General features: G+C 41.9%; 22 protein-coding genes and 7 pseudogenes. 18 read left to right on the top strand and 11 right to left on the bottom strand.

Annotated elements, in window-relative coordinates:
* Nucleotides 1–283: 283 nt before the first annotated feature.
* The gene (locus tag JCM10519_RS20605; protein ID WP_054741499.1) at nucleotides 284–1,231 is read left to right on the top strand and encodes an alpha/beta fold hydrolase; all 948 of its coding nucleotides are present in this window, start codon (nucleotides 284–286) and stop codon (nucleotides 1,229–1,231) included.
* A gap of 130 nt (nucleotides 1,232–1,361) precedes the next feature.
* Here JCM10519_RS20605 and rsmG read toward each other — a convergent pair whose 3' ends face one another.
* The 8 genes and pseudogenes from rsmG to rpmH form a co-directional block, all read right to left on the bottom strand.
* Nucleotides 1,362–2,093 carry a 16S rRNA (guanine(527)-N(7))-methyltransferase RsmG gene (rsmG, locus tag JCM10519_RS20600; RefSeq protein WP_054741497.1) on the bottom strand — a complete coding sequence of 244 codons (732 nt, stop codon included), beginning with the start codon at nucleotides 2,091–2,093 and terminating at the stop codon, nucleotides 1,362–1,364.
* 10 nt (nucleotides 2,094–2,103) lie between these two features.
* A complete protein-coding gene (gene mnmG / locus JCM10519_RS20595) occupies nucleotides 2,104–4,005 on the bottom strand; it encodes a tRNA uridine-5-carboxymethylaminomethyl(34) synthesis enzyme MnmG (RefSeq protein ID WP_054741495.1) in 1,902 nt (633 codons plus the stop codon).
* Nucleotides 4,006–4,041: 36 nt separating this feature from the next.
* A pseudogene (mnmE, locus tag JCM10519_RS20590) lies at nucleotides 4,042–5,420 on the bottom strand (tRNA uridine-5-carboxymethylaminomethyl(34) synthesis GTPase MnmE).
* Between the two features lie 87 nt (nucleotides 5,421–5,507).
* The gene (jag, locus tag JCM10519_RS20585) at nucleotides 5,508–6,170 is read right to left on the bottom strand and encodes an RNA-binding cell elongation regulator Jag/EloR (RefSeq protein ID WP_054741494.1); all 663 of its coding nucleotides are present in this window, start codon (nucleotides 6,168–6,170) and stop codon (nucleotides 5,508–5,510) included.
* 11 nt (nucleotides 6,171–6,181) lie between these two features.
* Entirely contained in the window at nucleotides 6,182–7,462 is a 1,281-nt protein-coding gene (locus tag JCM10519_RS20580) for a membrane protein insertase YidC (protein ID WP_054741492.1), read from the bottom strand.
* Between the two features lie 19 nt (nucleotides 7,463–7,481).
* A complete protein-coding gene (gene yidD, locus JCM10519_RS32585; protein ID WP_347845017.1) occupies nucleotides 7,482–7,676 on the bottom strand; it encodes a membrane protein insertion efficiency factor YidD in 195 nt (64 codons plus the stop codon).
* A 27-nt stretch (nucleotides 7,677–7,703) separates the two neighbouring features.
* Nucleotides 7,704–8,048: pseudogene (gene rnpA, locus JCM10519_RS20575) on the bottom strand (ribonuclease P protein component); the annotation flags it as partial.
* Nucleotides 8,049–8,168: 120 nt separating this feature from the next.
* Nucleotides 8,169–8,304 (bottom strand): annotated as a pseudogene (gene rpmH, locus JCM10519_RS32580) (50S ribosomal protein L34).
* A gap of 358 nt (nucleotides 8,305–8,662) precedes the next feature.
* Between rpmH and JCM10519_RS32575 the strand changes: the two are divergent.
* From JCM10519_RS32575 to JCM10519_RS32560, 6 genes are all read left to right on the top strand, one after another.
* Complete coding sequence (locus JCM10519_RS32575; protein ID WP_347844991.1) at nucleotides 8,663–9,217, top strand: family 43 glycosylhydrolase; 555 nt, start codon at nucleotides 8,663–8,665, stop codon at nucleotides 9,215–9,217.
* 192 nt (nucleotides 9,218–9,409) lie between these two features.
* A complete protein-coding gene (locus tag JCM10519_RS32570; RefSeq protein WP_347844990.1) occupies nucleotides 9,410–9,538 on the top strand; it encodes a hypothetical protein in 129 nt (42 codons plus the stop codon).
* Nucleotides 9,539–9,590: 52 nt separating this feature from the next.
* On the top strand, nucleotides 9,591–9,746 hold the full coding sequence (locus JCM10519_RS32565; protein WP_347844989.1) for a hypothetical protein: 156 nt from the start codon (nucleotides 9,591–9,593) through the stop codon (nucleotides 9,744–9,746).
* A gap of 10 nt (nucleotides 9,747–9,756) precedes the next feature.
* Nucleotides 9,757–10,446 carry an AraC family transcriptional regulator gene (locus tag JCM10519_RS20565; RefSeq protein ID WP_347844988.1) on the top strand — a complete coding sequence of 230 codons (690 nt, stop codon included), beginning with the start codon at nucleotides 9,757–9,759 and terminating at the stop codon, nucleotides 10,444–10,446.
* Between the two features lie 219 nt (nucleotides 10,447–10,665).
* Entirely contained in the window at nucleotides 10,666–11,580 is a 915-nt protein-coding gene (locus tag JCM10519_RS20560) for an ABC transporter permease subunit (RefSeq protein ID WP_054741490.1), read from the top strand.
* Between the two features lie 34 nt (nucleotides 11,581–11,614).
* Nucleotides 11,615–11,983 (top strand): hypothetical protein, encoded by a 369-nt coding sequence (locus tag JCM10519_RS32560; protein ID WP_347844987.1) that lies wholly within the window; start codon nucleotides 11,615–11,617, stop codon nucleotides 11,981–11,983.
* Nucleotides 11,984–12,440: 457 nt separating this feature from the next.
* Here JCM10519_RS32560 and JCM10519_RS32555 read toward each other — a convergent pair whose 3' ends face one another.
* Nucleotides 12,441–12,617, bottom strand: coding sequence for a hypothetical protein (locus JCM10519_RS32555; RefSeq protein WP_347844986.1), 177 nt, complete (start codon nucleotides 12,615–12,617; stop codon nucleotides 12,441–12,443).
* A gap of 88 nt (nucleotides 12,618–12,705) precedes the next feature.
* Here JCM10519_RS32555 and JCM10519_RS20550 point away from each other — a divergent pair, with 88 nt between their 5' ends.
* The 6 genes from JCM10519_RS20550 to JCM10519_RS32540 all read left to right on the top strand — a co-directional run bounded on the left by JCM10519_RS20550 (nucleotide 12,706) and on the right by JCM10519_RS32540 (nucleotide 15,402).
* Nucleotides 12,706–13,137 (top strand): extracellular solute-binding protein, encoded by a 432-nt coding sequence (locus tag JCM10519_RS20550; protein ID WP_347844985.1) that lies wholly within the window; start codon nucleotides 12,706–12,708, stop codon nucleotides 13,135–13,137.
* Nucleotides 13,138–13,352: 215 nt separating this feature from the next.
* Nucleotides 13,353–13,553: a hypothetical protein gene (locus tag JCM10519_RS20545; protein ID WP_054741486.1), complete on the top strand. Its 201-nt coding sequence runs from the start codon at nucleotides 13,353–13,355 to the stop codon at nucleotides 13,551–13,553.
* Complete coding sequence (locus tag JCM10519_RS20540; RefSeq protein ID WP_054741484.1) at nucleotides 13,550–13,840, top strand: hypothetical protein; 291 nt, start codon at nucleotides 13,550–13,552, stop codon at nucleotides 13,838–13,840. The genes JCM10519_RS20545 and JCM10519_RS20540 overlap by 4 nt, the downstream gene beginning before the upstream one ends.
* A gap of 45 nt (nucleotides 13,841–13,885) precedes the next feature.
* Nucleotides 13,886–14,605: a hypothetical protein gene (locus JCM10519_RS32550; RefSeq protein ID WP_347844984.1), complete on the top strand. Its 720-nt coding sequence runs from the start codon at nucleotides 13,886–13,888 to the stop codon at nucleotides 14,603–14,605.
* Nucleotides 14,529–15,218, top strand: coding sequence for a hypothetical protein (locus JCM10519_RS32545; protein WP_347844983.1), 690 nt, complete (start codon nucleotides 14,529–14,531; stop codon nucleotides 15,216–15,218). The genes JCM10519_RS32550 and JCM10519_RS32545 overlap by 77 nt, the downstream gene beginning before the upstream one ends.
* The gene (locus JCM10519_RS32540) at nucleotides 15,199–15,402 is read left to right on the top strand and encodes a hypothetical protein (RefSeq protein WP_347844982.1); all 204 of its coding nucleotides are present in this window, start codon (nucleotides 15,199–15,201) and stop codon (nucleotides 15,400–15,402) included. The genes JCM10519_RS32545 and JCM10519_RS32540 overlap by 20 nt, the downstream gene beginning before the upstream one ends.
* On the opposite strand, the pseudogene JCM10519_RS20530 reads toward JCM10519_RS32540, so the two are convergent.
* A pseudogene (locus tag JCM10519_RS20530) lies at nucleotides 15,403–16,029 on the bottom strand (ECF transporter S component).
* A 125-nt stretch (nucleotides 16,030–16,154) separates the two neighbouring features.
* Nucleotides 16,155–16,289, bottom strand: a complete 135-nt coding sequence (locus tag JCM10519_RS32535) for a hypothetical protein (RefSeq protein WP_347844981.1) — start codon at nucleotides 16,287–16,289, stop codon at nucleotides 16,155–16,157.
* A gap of 206 nt (nucleotides 16,290–16,495) precedes the next feature.
* Between JCM10519_RS32535 and dnaA the strand changes: the two are divergent.
* From dnaA to gyrB, 5 genes and pseudogenes are all read left to right on the top strand, one after another.
* A pseudogene (gene dnaA, locus JCM10519_RS20525) lies at nucleotides 16,496–17,874 on the top strand (chromosomal replication initiator protein DnaA).
* A gap of 258 nt (nucleotides 17,875–18,132) precedes the next feature.
* A pseudogene (gene dnaN / locus JCM10519_RS20520) lies at nucleotides 18,133–19,253 on the top strand (DNA polymerase III subunit beta).
* A 53-nt stretch (nucleotides 19,254–19,306) separates the two neighbouring features.
* Nucleotides 19,307–19,516 (top strand): RNA-binding S4 domain-containing protein, encoded by a 210-nt coding sequence (locus JCM10519_RS20515; protein ID WP_054741589.1) that lies wholly within the window; start codon nucleotides 19,307–19,309, stop codon nucleotides 19,514–19,516.
* Between the two features lie 8 nt (nucleotides 19,517–19,524).
* Nucleotides 19,525–20,610: a DNA replication/repair protein RecF gene (recF, locus tag JCM10519_RS20510; protein WP_054741482.1), complete on the top strand. Its 1,086-nt coding sequence runs from the start codon at nucleotides 19,525–19,527 to the stop codon at nucleotides 20,608–20,610.
* Nucleotides 20,611–20,631: 21 nt separating this feature from the next.
* Nucleotides 20,632–22,544 (top strand): annotated as a pseudogene (gene gyrB / locus JCM10519_RS20505) (DNA topoisomerase (ATP-hydrolyzing) subunit B).
* The last annotated feature ends 9 nt before the right edge of the window (nucleotides 22,545–22,553 follow it).

Raw genomic sequence — 22,553 nt, 5'->3', positions numbered from 1 at the left:
ATAGCATACTTTATTTTTTTTTCCTATGGTTTCCTGTAAAAAAAATCTATAAAATATAAAAAATGTTTCACGTGAAACATTTTTCCAGTTTTATTTCTATACATAGCCATCATAAGGCTGTACCCAAAGGAATTTAACAATTTTATGACCAAGTTCTTCCACTAAAAAAGAATATCTGTAAGGTTTTTCCAAGTTTTAAGAATAAATTAATATGTTAGGCGTTGTAAGTCCATATTGATTATATTATAATAAGAAAAGATAAACTCACTTCAGGAGGGAAAATATGAAAACAAAGAACAAATTATTGACCTTGCTTATTTTATCAGCCAGCACTGCCACTGCCACTGCTGTCATTAATAAATGTATTAAATATTCCGCAACCTCCAAAAACATATTGTCTGATTCAAAATCCCTTTGCTATAAATGGCGTTTTGGTAATATTCATTATACAAAAACGGGAACCGGTAAGCCGCTTTTACTCATTCATGATTTAACAGCTTGTTCCAGCGGATATGAATGGAATCAAATGATAGATCATTTAAAAGAACAGTATACCGTATATGCTGTGGACCTCTTAGGATGCGGACGCTCTGAAAAACCGGATCTGACTTATACCAACTACCTTTATGTTCAGATGATTTCTGATTTTATCAAATCAGAAATTGGACATCGTACCAATGTCATTGCATCCGGTTCCTCATCTCCACTTGCTGTTATGGCATGCAATCAGTCACCAGAATTATTTGATCAGATCATGCTGATTAATCCGGATACCTTACTGTCATGCAGCCAGATACCGAACAAGCACGGTAAAGTTTATAAATTTATTTTGGACTTGCCTGTTTTAGGAACACTGCTCTATCACTTTGCTACCAGCAAACAGGCAATTATGGAAGAATTTTCTAGCAACTTCTATAATCCCTATTCCGTAAAGACCTCACTGGTTGATGCATACTATGAATCAGCCCATTTGGGAGAATCACCCAAATCCTTGTATGCCAGTGTCAGATGTAATTATACCAAGTGCAATATTGCAAATGCTTTAAAGAAAATCAATAACAGCATTTATATTATTGGGGGATGTGAAATGGAAAACATTAGCGAGATGATCAGGGAATATCAGATATATAATCCGGCCATTGAAAGTTCCCTGATTGGTAACTCCAAATACTTTCCTCAGCTGGAAAACCCTTCTGAATTGTATCGTGTTATTCAAATGTTCTTTGTTTAATCAAAATAATAAAAAAATAATGTTTCACGTGAAACATCCACTGCTCAATTAGTCAATCGGATATTCTCAATCCGCTTTGCTACTTAATGAGGTTTAACTAACAGCTTAAGGATGTTTCACGTGAAACATTTTATTTTAACGGCTCCTTTGATGGCAAGCCAGCTTTTCTTGGATACTTTTTAGAAATGCCATTATTCTTGATTATCTTAACCAATGACCGTTCCGCATCTGTTCCCGGCAATAAAAAGGTTTTCACTTCCTCCACACTTCCACCTAATAAAAATATGGCGTGTTTTGCCGCTGCCAGCTCTTCTTCAATCTTCCCGGATTTATACGGAATAAAATGACCTCCCACTTTTACAAAAGGCATACAGTATTCGGATAAAGTGCTTAAGTTAGCAACTGCTCTGGAAACGCAAAAATCATACTGTTCCCGATGAAGAGCATCTCTTCCCAGGTCTTCTGCCCTCCCGTGGATGGCCTCTATTTTTTTAAGTCCCAAACCATTAATTACTTCATTTAAAAAATTCACCCTTTTATTCAAGGAATCCATTAATGTGATTTTTAAATCAGGAAATGCAATCTTTAAAGGAATTCCAGGAAATCCTGCCCCAGTTCCTACATCAATGATTCTGTAATGCTTTGTACCAATCTCCTCTACTGCTTTAATCAGGGATAAACTGTCAACAAAATGCTTTGTGATCACTTCATCCATTTCTGTAATTGCAGTTAAATTCATGAATTTATTCCATTCTACTAATAATTCAAAATAATTATAAAATTGATTTATTTGATTCTCTTCTAATTCTATGGACAATAAATTCAGTTCTTTTCGGAGATTTTCTTCAAATGCTCCTGTCATATATAATTCCTCATTCTTTCTTTTCCAGGCTCTTCTGATATCGAAGCTGCTCTAAATAAACGAGCAAAACTGATATATCTGCCGGTGATACACCGGATATTCTGGATGCCTGTCCAATGGACATGGGCTTATACAGATTCAGTTTCTGGATGGCCTCTCTTCTAAGCCCCTTTACCGTGGAATAATCAAATTCCACATCCAGCTTTTTATTCTCCAGCTTTTTATACTGACTTACCTGTTGTCTCTGCCTGCGGATATATCCATCGTATTTAATATTAATATTGACCTGTTCCATAACATCCTCGGAAAGGACAGGTCTGTCCTTATCTATTTTAGTTAACATAACATAATCCAGCTCTGGTCTTCTAACAAGTTCAGCCAGGGTTGTTCCCGTTTTTAAAGGAGTGCTCCCGTTTTCTTCCAGGAATTCCTGCACTTCTCTGGATGCTCCTATATTTGCAGCTTCCAAACGCCTGATTTCTTCCTCAATCATCCGTTCCTTTAAAAGCAGGTTTTCATACTGCTCATCGCTGATCAATCCAATATCATGGCCGATCTTCATAAGACGGATATCTGCATTGTCCTGACGCAGCAACAGCCTGTATTCAGCCCGTGAGGTCATCATGCGGTACGGCTCGTGATTTTCTTTTGTAACAAGATCATCGATCAAAACACCGATATAAGCCTGGGAACGGTCCAGTACGATCTGTTCTCTCCCCAGTATCTTCATCGCCGCATTTACACCGGCCATAAAGCCCTGGACTGCCGCCTCCTCATAGCCGGAGCTTCCGTTAAACTGACCGCCGCAAAACAACCCGCTGATCGGCAGGGTTTCCAGGGTCGACTTAAGCTGGATGGAATTGATGCAGTCATATTCAATTGCATAAGCATTCCTGACGATTTTCACCTTTTCAAGGCCTGGGACCGTCCGGTACATGGCATACTGCACATCCTCCGGCAGAGAGCTTGACATACCGGCTAAGTACATTTCATTGGTATAAAGGCCCTCCGGCTCAACAAAGACCTGATGACGGTCCTTATCCGAAAATTTTACCACCTTATCTTCAATGGATGGGCAGTATCTTGGCCCGGTTCCTTCGATGGCCCCTGAATATAAGGGAGAACGATCCAAGTTTTCCCGAATGATCTCATGGGTCTTTTCATTGGTGTAAGTAAGCCAGCAGGAAATCTGCTCCTTTTCCAAAGCTTCCCTATCCGTGGAAAAGGAAAAGGGCACCACTTTCTCATCCCCAAACTGCTCTTCCATCCTGGAAAAATCAATGCTTCTCTTATCCACTCTGGCAGGAGTCCCCGTCTTAAAGCGCAGCATTTCGATCCCATGCTCCTTTAGGGAATCAGTCAGATGATTGGCTGCCTTAAGGCCGTTAGGGCCTGTATATTCGCTCACATCGCCGTAGATGCACCTTGCCTTTAAATAGGTTCCCGTAGCCAATACTGCCGCCTTGCAGCGGTAAACTGCCCCGGAAAGAGTCTTAACACCTGTAAGAGTTCCATTCTCTACAATGATTTCCGTAACCTCTGCCTGCCTTATGGTCAAATGATCCGTATTTTCCAGGGTCATTCTCATGGCTCTGGAATACTCCTGCTTGTCCGCCTGAGCCCTTAAGGAATGGACTGCCGGTCCTTTTGACTGATTTAACATTTTGGACTGGATAAAGGTTTTATCTATAATTTTGCCCATTTCACCACCTAAAGCATCCAGCTCCCTTACCAGATGGCCTTTGGAACTGCCGCCGATATTGGGATTACAGGGCATCAGTGCAATGCTGTCCACACTGACTGTAAACATAATTGTCTCAAGGCCCAGCCTTGCTGAGGCCAGGGCCGCCTCACAGCCGGCATGGCCTGCACCGACTATGACAACATCATAAGATTCTTCTAAATGCTGCATTTCATTCTCCTTTCCTATCACTCCCCATCAAAATCCTTACTTACCCATACAAAACTTGCGGAATATCTCATGCACCAGATCATCCCCAACAGATTCTCCCAGGATGGTTCCCAGCTGCTCATAAGCATCCATTAAATCAATGGAATAGAAATCCTCCGGCATTCCTTCTTTCACGCTGCCCTCCACCATAGAAAGGCTCTTAAGAGCCTCCAAAAAGGCATTCTTATGCCTTACATTTGTGATGTAAACCTGATCATTAAAGTCAATTTCACCCTGATAGAACATGGCCTTTATCTCATCCTCCAGGTTCCCGATCCCAATACCTTCCTTTGCGGAAATGGGAATCACATGGTGTCCGGTTTTCTTTTTAAGCATATCTTCTGTAACAACAGGAATAAGATCCGTCTTATTTAAAAGTACAACTGCCTTCCGGTTCTCAATGAATTCTAAAATCTCCTCATCATTTTCATCAAGGGGACAGGACCATCCACCACATAGATAATCAGGTCCGCTTCCTGGGCCGCATTTCTTGCCTTCTCAACACCAATCCTTTCGACCACATCCTCTGTATGCCGGATTCCTGCCGTATCAATGATATTAAGGCTTAAGTCTTCCAGCCTGATCTGCTCCTTTAAGGTATCCCTGGTGGTTCCTGCAATATCCGTGACAATTGCCCGCTCCTCTCCCACCAGAACATTTAAAAGGGAAGATTTTCCTGCATTGGGCTTTCCTAATATAACAGTCTCAATGCCTTCTGAAAGAACTCTTCCATTATCCGCAGACCTAATAAGAAGATTCAGCTCCTCTTTTAAAGGCTTAATTGCCTGCAAAAGAAGGTCCTGGTACCCATCCAGAGAAATGTGTTCCGGATCATCAAGAGCTGATTCAATAAAAGCGATATGATAAATAATTTTATCTCTCATATCCTTTATTTTCCTGGAAACAGCTCCCTCTAGCTGGCTGACAGAAGACTTTAAGGCATAATTATTTTTCGCATTAATCACATCAATGACGGCCTCAGCCTGGGATAGGTCCACCCTGCCGTTTAAAAATGCCCTTTTCGTAAATTCTCCAGGCTCCGCAGGACTGGCACCGTACTTTAACACAGTCTCCAGGATTCTTTTCGTTACAAGAACTCCTCCATGGCAGTCAATCTCAACCGTATCCTCTGCCGTATAGCTTCTTGGTCCCCTCATGATCAGAACCAGAACCTCATCAATGACCTCATCCCCGTCACAAATATAGCCATAATGGATGGTATGGGATGGCTCATTAGAAAGCTTTTTCTCCCCCTTTCCCTTACCCTTAAATATCTTATCTATAATCTGAAATGACTCCTCGCCGCTGACCCTTACAATTCCGATACCGGAACTTGACATGGCTGTGGCGATGGCCGCTATTGTATTCATCTTCATATTCAATCACCTGAAAAAAACACCTATTTAAGAAAAGGGGTGAGGGTGCCTTCCGACAGCCCCAACCCCTCATAGTTATTTGTCTATTTATCTCTTTCCTGATTCCGATCTTTTTTTTGAATAATCCTTCTTTAAGGAAATAACAACGTGTCTGAATGGTTCCTCTCCCTCACTTCTTGTAACAACAAACTTGTCATTTTGAAGTGTGGAATGGATTATCCTTCTTTCATAAGGATTCATCGGTTCCAGAGAAACAGAACGTCTTGTACGCTTCACTTTGTAAGCAATGTTCTTTGCAAGAGTTTCCAGAGTTTCCTTTCTCCGCTCCCTGTAATTTTCCGTATCAAGCTTTACCCTGATGTAATCTTCATTTTCCTTATTTATAACAAGGCTTACCAGATATTGCAGGGAATCCAGGGTCTGTCCTCTTTTTCCTATTAAAATTCCCATGTCATCTCCTGACATGTTAATGGAAAGCTCTTTTTCTTTTTCATGGTAAGAAGCTTCCATATGGACTCCTAAATCCATAGCGCCGAACATATCGGAAAGAAAGGCCATAGCCTTGTCTTCCATGGTTTCTTTCTTTTTTGCACGGATGACAGCCGGCTTTGAACCGATAAATCCCAGAATACCATTACTGCCCTTATCAACAATTTCGTACTCCAGCTTATCACTGGTTGTCCCTAATTCGATTAATGCCTTTGTAATCGCTTCATCAACGGTTTTTGCTGAAACTGTAATCATATCCATAGGTCACCCTCCTATTTATTGTGCTTTTCGTTGTACTTCTCAACCATCCTCGCCTTTGACGCAATGCTGCCCGGATTTGAGGATCCGCTGTTATAATAATCGCTGGAGGCCTTAACCTGCTCTTTTGTTTTCTCAGCCTTGGCATTAATCTCAGCTTCCTCTTTTTCATTGGCAGCCTGAAGATTTTTCAAGCTGGCTGTAGCATTCTGGGCAACGCGCTGAGGAGGAAGTCCCTTCTTTGCACGTTTCTTATTAGCCTTTTCAACATTCTTCTTAATCATATCATCCATATCAATCCGGTTTAAATAACGGTTTACCGCAACCTGCTGGATGATCTGGAACACGCTGGAGGCAATCCAGTAAATACCGATACCGGATGCAAAGGTGAAGCAGAAAAATACTGACATAAGCGGCATGACTGTATTCATGCTCTTCATGGACTGAGCCATGGCATTGTTTTCATTATTCCCATTTTGAGGCTGGTTTACTGTCATGAGCCTTGCACTGAACCACTGGCTTAAACCTGCCAGAATCGGAATGAGAATGGCAAGACTGAAATGGAAGCCCCCTCCTGGCGGAAACAGTACGCTGGATGGCGTAGAAGCCAGGTTGATTCCAAAGAAGGAATTCATATGGGAAATCTGTGCTGCATTGGTTGCAATGGTATCCTTAATGGAAGGGAATAATCCCTGTAAAGAATTCCACTGGCTTGGATTTAACTGATATAAGAAATCTACCATTCCATTGCTGGTTGTAAGACTTCCGATTCTTGATATATTAACTTTATTATCTGCAGCAAACTGTGTCAGCATTCCAACATGATCCACTCCAAGGGAATTGATGGATGTCACCACATTTTCAAATACCGCTTTCACGCTCTGTACATAAGCAGGAATATGATAAATAACCTGATACAGGGCAAAAAGAATGGGCATCTGGATGACAAGCTGTACACAGCCTCCTGTCATGGAAGTTCCATATTTCTCATAAACCGCCTGAACCTCCACGTTCTGCTTTCTCATGGATTCCTGGTCGGTCTTTCCTTTATACTTTGCCTGAATCGCCGAAATTTCCGGCTGCATAACACTCATAAGCTTTGAAGATTTCTGCTGTTTTAAGGTCAGCGGAAACATAAGAAGCTTTGTTACAAGAGTAAATAAAATAATACACAAACCAATATTCTGGATACCAAATGTACTGGTCAGCTTAAAAAGCCAATCCATTATTACACCCAGAACGGTCGCAAACGGCCCCAAGATGCCTCCTACCTTAGTCAATACTAAGAATTCCAATGAACTACCTCCTCATCTGTTACGGAACTGGATCATAACCGCCTTTTGCAAATGGATTACACCGAAGTATCCTCTTGCAAGCCAAAAATGTACCTTTTAACACGCCGTACTTTTTAAGTGCTTCAATGGCGTATTGAGAGCACGTAGGCGTGTAAATGCAGTGAGTTCTTATTTTCAGAGGAGATAAATACTTCTGGTATCCTCTGATCAACAAATCATGATTTTTTAACCATAAGATCACTTCGATTCTTTTTTTTAAAATGTTATGAAGTCCGCACAAGTGCAGATATGCACTTTCGATTGTTTTGTAATTTTCTTCCTTTGCCGCTGATCTTACAACGACTACGATGTCTAATCCTGCCTCTACCATTTCCTCATGAAGCCTGAAGCTCTCTCTGATTAATCTGGTTATGTGATGTCTTACAACGCTGTTTCCTACTTTCTTGCTGACGGATATGCCGATTCTGGTCTCAGGCCTGTCCGTTTTCCTGACATACATTACAAGAAGTCTGTTGGCAAGGGACTTTCCGTTTTGATAAACCTCTTGAAAATCCCGGCTTTTCTTAATTGAATTAAAATGTTTCATGAAACTTTTTCCTATCTCCTGTCCACGTTTTTGGACATAAAGGTATACCTGAAAGGTATTTTTCCTGTTTCCCAGGAATTTGAGAAAAGAAAAGGCCACAATTACTTGCGGCCTGGTCCATTAAGCTGATAATTTTGCTCTTCCCTTTGCTCTTCTGGCAGCTAAAACTTTTCTACCGCCTGGAGTGCTCATTCTGGCTCTAAAACCATGAACTTTAGATCTCTGTCTCTTTTTTTGGCTGAAACGTCATCTTCATAATCTACGGACACCTCCTCTTGTTACAATAGCTTATCATAGGCAATATGATGAAACATATTGAGACTATTTTAATTAAACATCGTTTCAATTATATAGAACAAAAGGTGGTTAGTCAAGGGAAAAATGTATTTTTTTCTTTTGAAACCAACCCTCTCCTGGCTGTTTTGCAGAGCTTTTCAAATACTGGATCAAATAGATAACAGACATTCATTTCCATATACAGGAAATATCCCATAAAGTCGGCTCACAATCTACCAATCAAACCATTTATACAGTATAATTAAACTGGAAAATATTTCTATCTGTTGATATGGATAGATATGGGAAAAACGCTCTTATGAAAGGATGGTTTGCAAATGAATCTTGAAAGAATCAATATCAGGGATCCCTTTATATTGGTAAATGAGGGGAAATACTATATGTATGGAACAAGGGCCGAAACCTGCTGGACATCTGCCACCGGATTTGACTGCTACATCAGTGAAGACTTGGAAAACTGGAATGGTCCTTACGAAGTATTTCATAAGCCGGAAGACTTTTGGGCCGATTTGAATTGCTGGGCTCCGGAAGTCCATAAATACAACGGTTCTTATTATATGTTTGCAACCTTTAAAGACAGTCATTCCCATGGAGGAACTTCAATTTTAAAGGCAGATCATCCCTTAGGACCGTTTATCCCACACAGCGAAAAGCAAATCACACCACATGACTGGGAATGCATTGACGGAACGTTTTATGTAAGTCCGGAAGGAAAACCCTATATGGTTTTCGTTCATGAATGGGTTCAGATTTCGGATGGTTCCATCTGTGCCGTAGAACTGAGCCTGGATCTAAAACAGGCGGTATCTGAACCCAAGCTTCTCTTTCACGCTTCAGAAGCAAAAGCCTGGATCGTCCCCGTAAAAAAATAAAAGGCCTGGTACAAATTATGTAACGGATGGTCCTTTCCTGTACCGAACCAAAAGCGGCCGCTGATTCTTCTCTGGTCCAGCTTTGGAAAGGAAGGGTACACGCAGGCCCTTGCTTATTCCGGCAACGGTGATATTACGGGAAAATGGACTCAGGATGACAGGCTTCTATTTGAAAAAGACGGAGGCCATGGCATGATATTCAAAAACTTATCCGGTGAACTTTATCTTACCCTTCATACCCCAAATGAACATTTAAAAGAGCATCCTGTTTTTTACAAACTGGAAGAAACAGATGACACCCTTTGGGTCAGCGGAACTTAATCCCCTTCAGGTATACCTTTATGCCCATAAGGCATTGCAGGAAAGAGGAAATATGAAAGAAGTGATTTTTACAGGAAAATGCAATGGAATCGGAATCAGCCATGTGGCCAGGGACTGTGACCTGGCTGAAACCATTGGATTTTATAAAAATGAATATCAGATTTATTATATCCTGGATGGAGAACGTTTTTTTCTATTCAAACAATAAAAGCTACAGGATGTCAAAAGGCACCCTGTCTTTTATTGATAAAAAAAAGATTCCTTTTACAAACGTAATCGGCGGAAAATACCACGAACGGATATTAATAGAAATCGAAGAATCATGGCTGATCTCTGCAGGAGCTGCTATGGAACTGGACTTAACAGGATTTTTCTGCAATTTACACGGTGTTCTTCAGATGAATTCTAAACATCAGGAAATCATTGAAAAGAAACTAAAGAAAATGGAAGCGGTTTTGAAGACAGAAAAACCTTATGCCGCCGCGGAAGTGAAAGAACTGCTTCTTTCCATCATCATAATGATTTTAAACGGAGCTGGTACCAGACCGGAGGAATACCCCGCTGCAGGCGGTAAAATGATGCGCTATGTAAAAGTGAAGGAAATTATGTACTACATTATGGAGCATTATTCTGAGATTTATGGTCTTGAGGATCTGGCAGGCATATTTTACCTTGATAAAAGTTATTTAAGCCGCATCTTTAAAGAAGTAACTAATTTTACCGTAAATGAATTCATCAACCTTCAGAAAATCGACCATGCCAGAAATCTGCTTATCGATGATTCCCTTTCCATAGAGGATATTTCAAAAAAATTAGGGTATGAAAGACTTTCTTATTTTGACCGGGTTTTCAAAAAACACGTAGGGATGTCTCCCCTTCAATATAGAAAATCCAGGAAAACCACATAAGTCCAGTCAATTTAGTGAAAATAATGAGGATTTTTTGATGTATTGGCGCTTTGCCCAATATATGTTGTTATTTTCATTCAAAAACAGTAAAATATATACATATAAAAGCAAATCCGGATTTCATTATTGTATATTTTAAACATCTTTTCAAAACGTAAAGGAGGTTAGACAGATTGAAAAAGATGAAAAAAATTCTGTCGTGATAATTTTATCCCCTATATGTTTCTGCTTCCCTGGCTGATAGGAATTCTTGGCCTTACGGTTTATCCCATGCTCATGTCGCTCCGCATGAGTTTTACGGATTATGATTTCACAAAACCCGATTCGGTCCAGTGGATCGGTTTCGGCAACTACATAAGGATGTTTGGTTCATTATTCGGTATCACTGATTTTACGGCGGTATCGGGCAAAATAATGAGGGTAGACCCCTACTATTTAAAATCATTATCAGTCACATTCACCTATGTGTTCACATCGGTGCCCTTAAAGCTGGTTTTTGCATTGCTGGTAGCTGTACTGATGAATCAGAAGCTGCGGTTCGTGTCTTTTTACCGCGCCGTATACTACATTCCCACGCTGCTGGGAGGTTCTGTGGCAATAGCAGTTTTATGGAGAAAGTTATTTGAAAAAGAAGGTTTGATAAACGGCCTCCTCTCGTCATTTGGATTTACGGATCTGCCAGGATGGATAACCAATCCCAAGTATGCTCTGGGCACTCTGGTACTTCTCACTGTGTGGCAGTTCGGTTCATCCATGATCATCTTTCTGGCGGGCTTAAAACAGATTCCCACGGACTACTATGAGGCCGCCAGTGTGGACGGTGCCAGTAAAGTCCAGCAGTTTTTTTCAATAACCATTCCATCGCTTACACCGGTTATACTTTTTAACCTGGTCATGCAAATGATTTCGGCATTCCAAACATTTACCCAGGCATACATCATTGGCGGCGGCAAAGGAGGAGTCTTAAATTCAACTCTTTTCTATACCCTGCATTTATATCTTCAGGGATGGACTTACCATGAAATGGGTTATGCTTCTGCAATGGCATGGGTACTTTTGATTATCATCGGAGCATTTACGGCAGTCATATTTGGATCATCAAAACTATGGGTCTCCTACGGAAACGGGGAATAATCTATGAAAACGAAAAAAACAATTTCATATCATCATGACACATATTTTTATTGTAGCACTGGGAATTACCATGCTTTATCCGGTTATCTGGATGGTTGTCAGTTCCTTTAAGCCCAACAATATGATATTCAGCGACACAGGCCTGATTCCCAAAGCAATCACCATTGATAATTATATCAGCGGCTGGAAGGGCTATGCAGGAGTTTCATTTGGTAAATTTTTCTCAAACTCCATGCTTCTGTGCATAGCTGCAGTGGCCGCAAACCTCATTTCATGTACTATGGCGGCTTATGCTTTCGGAAGGCTTAAGTTCTTCGGAAAAAAACTTTTGGTTCGGTATCATGATGATAACCCTTATGCTTCCGGCACATGTTACACTGGTGCCCCGTTATATCCTTTTTAACACCTTCGGCTGGGTCGGTACTTACTTGCCGATCCTGGTTCCCAAATTTTTAGCTACGGATGTGTTTTTTTGTTTTTCTGCTGGTACAGTTTATAAGAGGACTGCCAAAAGATCTGGATGAAGCCGCCATCATAGATGGATGCGGAAAAATCGGAATATTTTTCAGAATCGTGATCCCTCTTGCAGGACCGGCAATGGTTACGACCGCACTCTTTACTTTCCTCTGGACATGGGACGACTTTTTTTAATCATCTTCTCTACCTTACGTCTCCGGAAAGCTATACCGTATCCCGTGCCTTAAGAACCTTTGTAGGGGATGCCGGTGCCGTATCAAACTGGGGAGGTGCACTTGCCATGTCCACTCTCGCCATGCTGCCAAGCTTTATTTTATTCTTTTCACTTCAAAAATATTTTGTTCAGGGAATCGCTACATCCGGAATTAAGGGATGACACCCTCTCAATCAAATAACATGAAAAGGAGAATACTATGAAAAAAATCGATCCAACTGCTGTTAGCTGCCTGCGCAGTCCTTTCCTTATGTGGATGCAGCTCCAAAAACATTTCAGAAACAACAAGTGCACCAACTGCGGTTCCTGCTGAATCACAAAAAGCAGAAAATGAACCAGTTGACACAAAAGGTCTTCCCCCATATACCGGCGAAGCAGCTGAGCTGCGGTTCGGCTGGTGGGGCAATGACGAACGCGCTGCCCTCACCAATCAGGTGATAGACAGGTTTATGAAGGCCTATCCAAATATCAAAATTACAGGCGAACCTAACGGCGGCACTGCCGATCATTTTCAGATCATCGATACCCAGCTGCAAGGGAATAATGCTCCGGATCTGATTCAATTCGGAGGCAATTATCCGGACTACATACAGTATCTCACACCTCTTAACGATTATCTCGGTAAGCAGCTTTTGATCGGTACTGCCGGACAGTTTGACCAGGTAGCCCTTGAAGCTGCAACCCTGGATGGAAACCTCTATGCCGTAAGCCTTGGAACCAACACTCTTATTCTTGCCTATAACAAATCATTGATAGAATCCGCCGGTGCCGCTGTCCCTGATTACAATCTGACCTGGGATGAATTAATTGCTTACGGCAGAGAGTTAAAAAAACAAGCTGCCGGATGGCGTATTCCCCTTCGTTGATAACAGTACAAATCAGGCCAACTACTTAAGCTACTATTGCCAGCAGGAGGGTACTCCATTATGGACCGCTGATCAGGGCGGCAAAGGTTATCTGACATTGGAAACTTCTAAAAAAATGGATTAAGTTATGGGCAGATTTACGGACCGAAGGACTGATACCCGATGCTGACACTACGGCGACCTACGCAGAAACAGGCGCTGACAGTTCTGCCCTTGTGGCAGGCAAAGCTGCAATCGGAATGATATGGAGCAACCAGTTAGCCGGTTATCAGGCGGCGATGACCGATCAGCTTGGAGCGACCACACTTCCGGCAGGCGGAGAAAAGGCATACGCGATCCAAATGAGCCAGTATCTCGGAATTAACAAAAACAGCCAGTATCAGGAGCAGCGGCCCTGTTCATTAATTTCTTTGTGACCAGCCCCGAAGCCGGTGAAATTCTTGGCACCAACCGTGGCATTCCCTGTTCTCCGATTGTACGTGAAGCAATTTCCGGGAAATCCACTCCAGTTGATGCAGCCGTCTATTCTATTTATGATGCCATCAGCGGCCGTTCCATTCCCCAGGGACCAAATTTGCCAAATGACCAGGAATTCATAAATGAATTACATCTCATTGGCCAAAATGTAGCCTATGGCAGTATTACCGAAGACCAGGGTGCTGTTGATCTTTTTGATCTTGTTCAAAGGCTTATTGTTAAATAATAAAACTAAATCAGCAGGAGAACCCCTGACCCTTGGAGGCGGAATGTGAATATTCAAACAAGTGTATCATTTCAGACTTCTTATGAACTTTTGCAAAAGCTTATGGACTCAGCCGAAATAAAAACAGGGAATAACTTAAAATACTTTAATTCCAGACTTGTACTGATCGAAGGCGGCGGCTACGAAAAATTATGGCTGGAGACCCAACCCATGGGCGGGGAAATGTACGCAAAAAGAAACATGGAAGCCGGACTGAATAACCATCTTTTGTTTATGGAAACTCAAAGGAAGGATGGAAGATTTCCCGGGAGCATTGCTTATATTGATGGAAAAATCACTCCCCAGTTCAATAAATTTCAGGGATTCTGCTTTCCCTCTTCTGCTCTTAACATGTATTATTTAATGGGAAAAGACCCGGAATATTTAAATCTTCTTTATACCACTTTGGAAAAATTTGACACTTATTTATGGGATGTAAGAGATTCAGACGGAGATGGCTGTCTGGAAAGCTGGTGCAAATACGATACCGGAGAAGATCATGCCCTCCGGTACGGAGATGCACCGGATTCCTGGAGTGGAGAACTTCCCCCAGAAAATTGCCAGATCGTACCCATGGCATCCATGGACATTATGAGTTTTTCTTATTCCTCAAGAGAAATCCTTTCAAAGATCTGCAGAATACAGGGAAATGAAAAAAGGGCTGAAATTCTGGATAAAAAAGGCATTATCCGTTCAGAACAAAATAAAAAATTATCTTTGGGATGAAACAAAAGGCGCCTGCTTTGACCGGGACCGGAATCACAATGTCATGAATATCATGACCCATAACAATTTAAGAGCCATGTACTGGAACAGCCTGACCCATACCATGGCCGGCCATTTTGTCACAAAGCACCTGTTGAATCCGGAAGAATTCTGGACAAATATGCCCCTTCCATCCATTGCAGTAAATGATCCTCTGTTCCGTAACATTACCACCAATAACTGGAGCGGACAATCCGAGGCTCTCACCTATCAGCGGGCAATCCGCGCTCTTGAGAATTATGGCTACGATCATCTGATCCCCTATCTGGGAGAAAAACTGTTCCAGGCAATTGGAGAAACATGCATCTTTGTTCAACAGTATGATCCTTTCACCGGGAAGCCATCCCTGGAATCCTTAGAAGGAATCCAGGACTCCTATGGCCCTGCCATGCTTTCCGTTATGGAATATGCAGCCCGTATGTATGGGATCCATATAGAACATGAAAGGATTTACTGGGGAACCACAGGCGGACACGAAAGCCTTTACGAACAGGTATGGGGGAAGCATACATTTAAAATCAAAAACTCCGGATTCCAGGCAGAAGCCTTTGTTGATGGAAAAAAAAGTTTTTGAAGCTGGAAAAGACTTAAAGATCATTACAGATATAAAAGGCAATCTATTGGATCTAAGGCAATTCAATACACATGCGGATATCAAAAATTTAAAAACTTTTTTTACAATTCAAATTAAAATAGTAAGAGCCATTTCTCCACCAAATGATTTGTCCATGGAGAAATGGCTCTGTTATTATCAGTAATTACCCTTTCATTGCCTTAAATAAAGCCTGTGTAACCGCTACCGTAAGTATTCCTGCCACAATGGCTTCCGGAATTCCATTGATGCATATAATTCCTATAATAACGGAATAAATTCCTTCCGTCAGTCCTTTTGCTGCCTGTCCATATTCTTTTCCGAAAAATAAGTAAATCAGATTCATTACCAAAAGAGTATTGGTTAATGATCCGGCAACCCCTGCGGCTCCTAAAGCAATGGTCCTCTTTCCGCTTTTTTTCGCCCAGAGCTTTTAACACTCCACGGAATACATAATAGGCTACGATTCCCACAAGAATTCTGGGAACCATACAAATAATCAGCTTCCAATATTTCCGCCGTACTCTCCACTTTAATAAAGGGAGAAAAAAACAAAGGACGTAGGATTGGGCATATTGGTATTTTTCCACAAACTTGTCAGTCCGAATACCATTCCCAAAAATCCGCCATATTTTGGTCCAAGAATAATGGCTCCAATTATGACCGGAACGTGAATGATGGTAGCGTTCATAAACCCCAGAGGGATATACCCAAAGCGTAAACGCATGATGACGATAATGGCAACAAATACGGCTGCCAATACCAGGCTACGGGTTTTGTTTTCAATATTCATTTTTTTTACCTCCTGTGCTACTGTTCTTTTAATAAGATACAATGCATCTGGTTACACGTGCATTATATTATAAAAAGTTACTATCCGTCAATCTGCGTCAGTAAATTCACTCCCATTTTGTTAATTTACATAAACTTATCAACATTATGGGGATAACTTGTGGAAAACTCTATGGATATTATCTTGATAATTGCCGTTTTATTCACAGGCCTGTCCTTTAAGCCCAGATAAATTCCATACTCCCGGGATGTGAATAACATAACTTTCCAAATCCTCCTTTTTTTGTGGACAACTATCTCTCTGGATGATTATCAACATATGATTCACATGCAATACACATCCTCTGCACACACTTATCCACAATTTTTTTCTATTATCATTGAAAATTGTTTCGAAATAGTATAGAATGAACTGTAGATTGGGTAAATGCGCATATTTGCATTTTTATAAACGTAGGAGACTTAGAATGTTAGAAAAGTTAAAGGAAAAATGGGATGAAATCTTATTGAATTTAAAAGAAGAACACGAAATTACGGACGTGTCTTTTAAAACATGGCTTCTTCCGCTGAAGGTTTATTCTGTAAACGGCGAAAAAGTCATCGTCACGGTACCGGATGTGGAATTCTTGGGATACATCCGCAAAAAATACGGGTTTCTTCTAAAGATTACCATAGAAGAAGTGACTGGATTTGAGTGCAGCATCGATTTTGTCGTTGAAAACCAGATCCAAAAAGAGGCCGCAGCCGCACCTGCAGGCAACACTCTTATTACCAATACCATGAATCAGGTCAGCCAGTCGGCCATCATAACCGCAAATTTAAATCCGAAATACACCTTCGATACCTTTGTGGTTGGTGCCAACAACAACCTGGCTCATGCTGCCTCATTGGCTGTTGCGGAATCTCCAGGCGAAATCTATAACCCTCTGTTCATATACGGAGGCGTTGGTCTTGGAAAGACCCACTTAATGCATTCCATCGGTCATTTTATCTTAAAAAAATAATCCGGCTGCAAAGGTCCTCTACGTGACCAGCGAGAAATTTACCAACGAGCTGATTGACGCGATCCGTAACAAAAACAACTTCTCTTCTACGGAATTCCGTGAGAAGTACCGCAACAATGACGTTCTGCTGATCGACGATATCCAGTTCATCATCGGCAAGGAAAGTACCCAGGAAGAATTCTTCCATACCTTCAACACCTTGTACGAAGCCAAAAAGCAGATCATTATTTCCTCTGATAAACCGCCAAAAGAAATCGAAACATTGGAGGAACGGCTCCGTTCCCGGTTTGAATGGGGCTTAACAGTGGACATACAGTCCCCTGATTATGAGACAAGGATGGCCATCCTCCGGAAAAAAGAGGAAATGGAAGGCTATAACATTGACAATGAAGTCATTAAATACATAGCAACCAACATAAAGTCCAACATCCGGGAGCTGGAAGGCGCCCTGACTAAAATCGTAGCCCTCTCCCGCCTTGATAATAAGGAGATCACTGTAGAACTGGCTGAAGAAGCATTAAAGGATATCATCTCCCCCAACGATAAGCGGGAAATCACGCCGGAACTTGTCATACAGGTAGTTGCAGATCACTACGGCATTACTCCTCTTGATATTTCTTCCCAGAAACGGAACAAGGAAATCGTTTATCCGCGTCAGATTGTCATGTATCTCTGCCGCGAAATGGTTGGAACCCCCTTGCAGATGATCGGAAAATACTTAGGAGGAAGGGACCATACAACCATCATCCATGGCATAGAAAAAAATCACCACGAACATGAACAAAAACGAATCTTTAAATAACACCATTGAAATTCTGAAAAAGAAAATCAATCCACAATAAGGTGTGTATTAGATGTTAATCTTCTGTGGATAATTAAGGGCCTAAAACTGTTTCTCATCTCCATGTGGATAACCTCATAGTTTTCCTTAGATTTTGTGGACATTATTCACATCGTTATGAACATGGAAACATCTGCCTTTATATAGGTTATTAAGGCTTTTACACAAACCCACAGCCCCTACTACTACTACGACGGAATTTAACTATATCATCCATCTATTTATTGCAATTTCTAGAGCAAAGGAGTTATCAACAATTATGAAACTGACATTTAAACAGGATGAGATCCTAAACGGCATTAATATCGTACTGAAAGCAGTTCCCAGTAAAACAACTATGTCCATCCTGGAATGCATCTTCATCGATGCCAGCGGATCAGAAATCAAACTGACTGCCAATGACATGGAGCTGGGAATTGAAACTAAGGTAGAAGGAACCATCCTGGAGAGAGGAAAGATCGCTCTTGAGGCAAAACTGCTTTCAGAGATCGTAAGAAAACTCTCTTCTGCAGGAGATTCCCTTGTAACCATTGAAAGCGATGAGAAATTTACCACCACCATTTCCTGTGAAAACTCTGTATTCCATATCCAGGGACGGGATGGGGAGGAATTTGCTTATCTTCCGTATATTGAACGGGATCATTATATCTGCCTTTCCCAGTTCTCTTTAAAGGAAGTGATCCGCCAGACCATTTTTCCATTGCCCCCAATGACAGCAATAAGATGATGACCGGAGAGCTTTTCCAGGTATCCGGGAACCAGTTAAAGGTGGTTTCTCTGGATGGTCACAGGATTTCTATCCGAAATATTGAATTAAAAGATACTTATCATGATATAAAAGTCATTGTTCCTGGCAAGACTCTAAATGAAGTCAGCAAGATCCTGGGCGGGGACAATGAAAAAGAAGTGCTTATTTTCTTCAGCACCAATCACATTTTATTCGAATTTGATGATACCATCGTTGTGTCCCGTTTAATAGAAGGAGAATATTTCCGGATTGACCAGATGCTTTCCAGCGATTATGAGACAAAGACCTCAGTCAATAAAAGAGAACTTTTAGACTGTCTTGACCGTGCCACCATCCTGGTAAGGGAAAATGATAAGAAGCCCCTGATCATGAATATTGAAGATCAGGAAATGCAGCTTAAGATGAATTCCAGCTTTGGTTCCATGAATGCTCAGGTTCCGATTCATAAAACAGGAAGCGACATCATGATCGGTTTTAATCCAAAGTTTCTTATTGATGCCTTAAGGATCATTGATGACGAAGAAGTAACCCTTTATATGCTGAATCCCAAATCCCCCTGCTTTATCCGGGATGAAGAGGGAAAATATATTTACCTGATCCTTCCTGTCAACTTTAATGCGGCAGCGGTTTAAACTGTCCATGTCTGGTAAGGGAAATATGGGATTTGGAAAATAGAGAGGAAAATATGGAGACAATCAAGTTAAGGGATGAATACATCAAGCTGGGACAGGCTTTAAAGGCTTCCGGTATGGTGGGATCAGGAGTTGATGCCAAATTTGTCATTGAGGATGGACTTGTACGCGTCAACGGCCAGGTAGAATACCAGAGAGGAAAGAAATTAAGAGCCGGAGACGTAGTCACATTTGAAGGTAATACCATCAAAATCGAGGAATAAAACCATCCATGATAATTGAATCGATAGAGCTTAAGAATTACCGCAACTATGATGAATTACATATGGATTTTAGTCAGGGAACCAATATACTCTATGGGGACAATGCCCAGGGGAAAACAAATGTCTTAGAAGCAATCTATGTCTGTGCTACGACAAAATCCCACAGAGGGAGCAAGGATAAGGAAATCATACAGTTTGACAGGGATGAGTCGCATATCAAGCTAAACATCAGAAAGAAAGATATTCCATACCGGATTGACATGCATTTGAAGAAGAATAAAGCCAAAGGCGTGGCAGTAAACGGCGTTCCCATAAGGAAAGCCAGTGAATTGTTTGGAATAGTCAACGTTGTATTTTTTTCTCCGGAAGACTTAAATCTCATAAAAAACGGACCGGCCGAAAGGCGCCGGTTCGTTGATTTGGAATTATGTCAACTAAATAAGCTTTACGTCCATTCCCTTGTGCAGTATAATCGGATTGTGACGCAGCGCAATAAACTGTTAAAAGATATGGCTTTCCGGTCTGATTATGAGGAAACCCTGGACATATGGGATATGCAGCTGGTCCAATATGGAAAAGAAATGATAAGTTACCGGAAGGCATTTATAGAGCAGCTGGATGGTATCATCGGACCCATCCATGGGAATCTTTCCGGGGAAAAGGAAACTCTGCGCATCCTTTATGAGCCAAATGTAGAGGCGGATGCGTTTGAAGATGTCATAAGGCGAAGCAGGCAGCAGGATATCAAGCAGAAAACAACGCTTACCGGTCCCCACCGGGATGATTTAAGTTTCATCATCAACGGAATCGACATTCGCCGGTTCGGTTCCCAGGGGCAGCAAAGGACAGCGGCGTTGTCCTTAAAGCTTGCAGAAATAGAACTGGTAGAAAAAACAGTATATGATTATCCCATCCTTTTATTGGATGACGTATTATCAGAGCTGGACAGCAGCAGACAAAATCAATTACTTGCAGGAATCAATCATATACAGACCGTGATCACCTGTACGGGACTGGAGGAATTTGTAAGAAACCGGTTTCCAGTTGATAAGATATTCCGGGTGGTAAGCGGTACCGTAGGCAGTGAAAATTAATTCAGGAGGAAGCGTGCAAATATGAGTCAAGAATATGGTGCAGATCAAATCCAGATATTAGAGGGTCTTGAGGCAGTAAGAAAAAGACCTGGTATGTATATCGGCAGTACATCCACAAGGGGACTTCATCATCTGGTTTACGAGATCGTGGACAATGCGGTGGATGAGGCTCTGGCAGGATATTGCGACAGCATAGAGGTGATTGTCCATCCTGACAATTCCGTTACAGTCGTGGATGACGGGCGAGGGATCCCCGTAGGAATTCAGAAAAAAGCCGGGATACCGGCAGTAGAGGTGGCATTTACCATCCTTCATGCCGGCGGAAAGTTCGGCGGCGGGGGATATAAGGTTTCCGGCGGCCTCCACGGCGTGGGCGCTTCTGTTGTAAATGCTCTTTCCCAGTGGCTTGAGGTGGAAATCCGCAGGATGGAAAGATCTATAAACAGCGTTATGAAAAGGGAAAGACCATGTACCCCTTAAAGGTCATGGGAGACTGCGGTCCGGATGAGCATGGGACAAAGGTTACCTTCCTTCCCGATAAAGATATTTTTGAAGAAACGATCTTTGATTATGATACCTTAAAGATCCGTCTCCGTGAAACTGCATTTTTAACCAAAAACTTAAAGATTGTCCTGAAAGATGAGAGAGAAGAAAGCCACGAGCACGTGTTCCATTATGAAGGAGGCATCAAGGAGTTTGTCACCTATTTAAACAAGGGAAAAACCTCTCTTTATGATCAGGTATTTTACTGTGAAGGAACAAAGGATGGCGTTTATGTTGAAGTAGCCATGCAGCACAATGATTCCTATACAGAAAATATTTACAGCTTTGTCAATAACATCAATACTCCGGAAGGCGGAACCCATCTGGCTGGCTTTAAGAGTGCCCTGACAACCACCTTAAATGATTATGCCAGAAAGAACAAGCTGTTAAAGGAAAATGAAACGAACCTATCCGGTGAGGACATCAGAGAAGGTCTGACAGCCATTATAAGCGTCAAGATCGAGGAGCCTCAGTTTGAGGGCCAGACAAAGCAGAAATTAGGAAACAGCGAGGCAAGAGGAGCGGTGGACAACCTCTTAAGGGAACAGTTCACCTATTATTTAGAGCAGAATCCAAGCCTTTCAAAAACCATATGTGACAAATCCATCCTGGCCCAGCGGGCAAGAGCCGCAGCCAGAAAAGCCAGGGATTTAACCAGGAGAAAGACCGCCCTTGAGGGGATGGCCCTTCCTGGAAAGCTTGCGGACTGCTCCGACAAAAATCCGGAAAACTGCGAAATCTACATCGTAGAGGGAGACAGTGCCGGCGGCTCTGCCAAGACGGCCCGTTCCAGGAATACCCAGGCCATTCTTCCACTGCGCGGAAAGATCCTTAACGTGGAGAAGGCAAGGCTTGACAAGATCTATGCCAATGCGGAGATCAAGGCAATGATTACTGCCTTTGGAACAGGAATCCATGAAGACTTTGACTTAAGCAAATTAAGATATCATAAAATCATCATCATGACCGATGCCGATGTGGATGGTGCTCATATCAGCACCCTGCTTCTCACCTTTTTATACCGCTTTATGCCGGAGCTTATCCGAGAGGGCCATGTATATCTGGCACAGCCTCCTTTATTCAAGGTGGAAAAAAAATAAAAAGGTATGGTATGCCTACGACGGTGAGGAACTTAATTCCATCCTGAAGGAAATCGGCCGTGACAACAACAATAAGATCCAGCGTTATAAAGGTCTGGGAGAGATGGACGCAGAACAGCTTTGGGAAACCACCATGGACCGGAGCGAAGAGTCCTTCTGCGTGTTGTCATGAATGAGGATACCACATCCGAAATGGATTTAACCTTTACCACCTTAATGGGCGATCAGGTAGAGCCAAGACGTGAATTTATCGAAGCCAACGCCAAATACGTACAGAATCTTGATGTTTAATTGGAGGAA

The sequence above is a fragment of the Clostridium sp. NkU-1 genome (assembly GCA_001312405.1).
The sequence above is the reverse complement of the archived record's forward strand: the minus strand, read 5'-3'. Positions and strand labels throughout refer to the sequence as shown.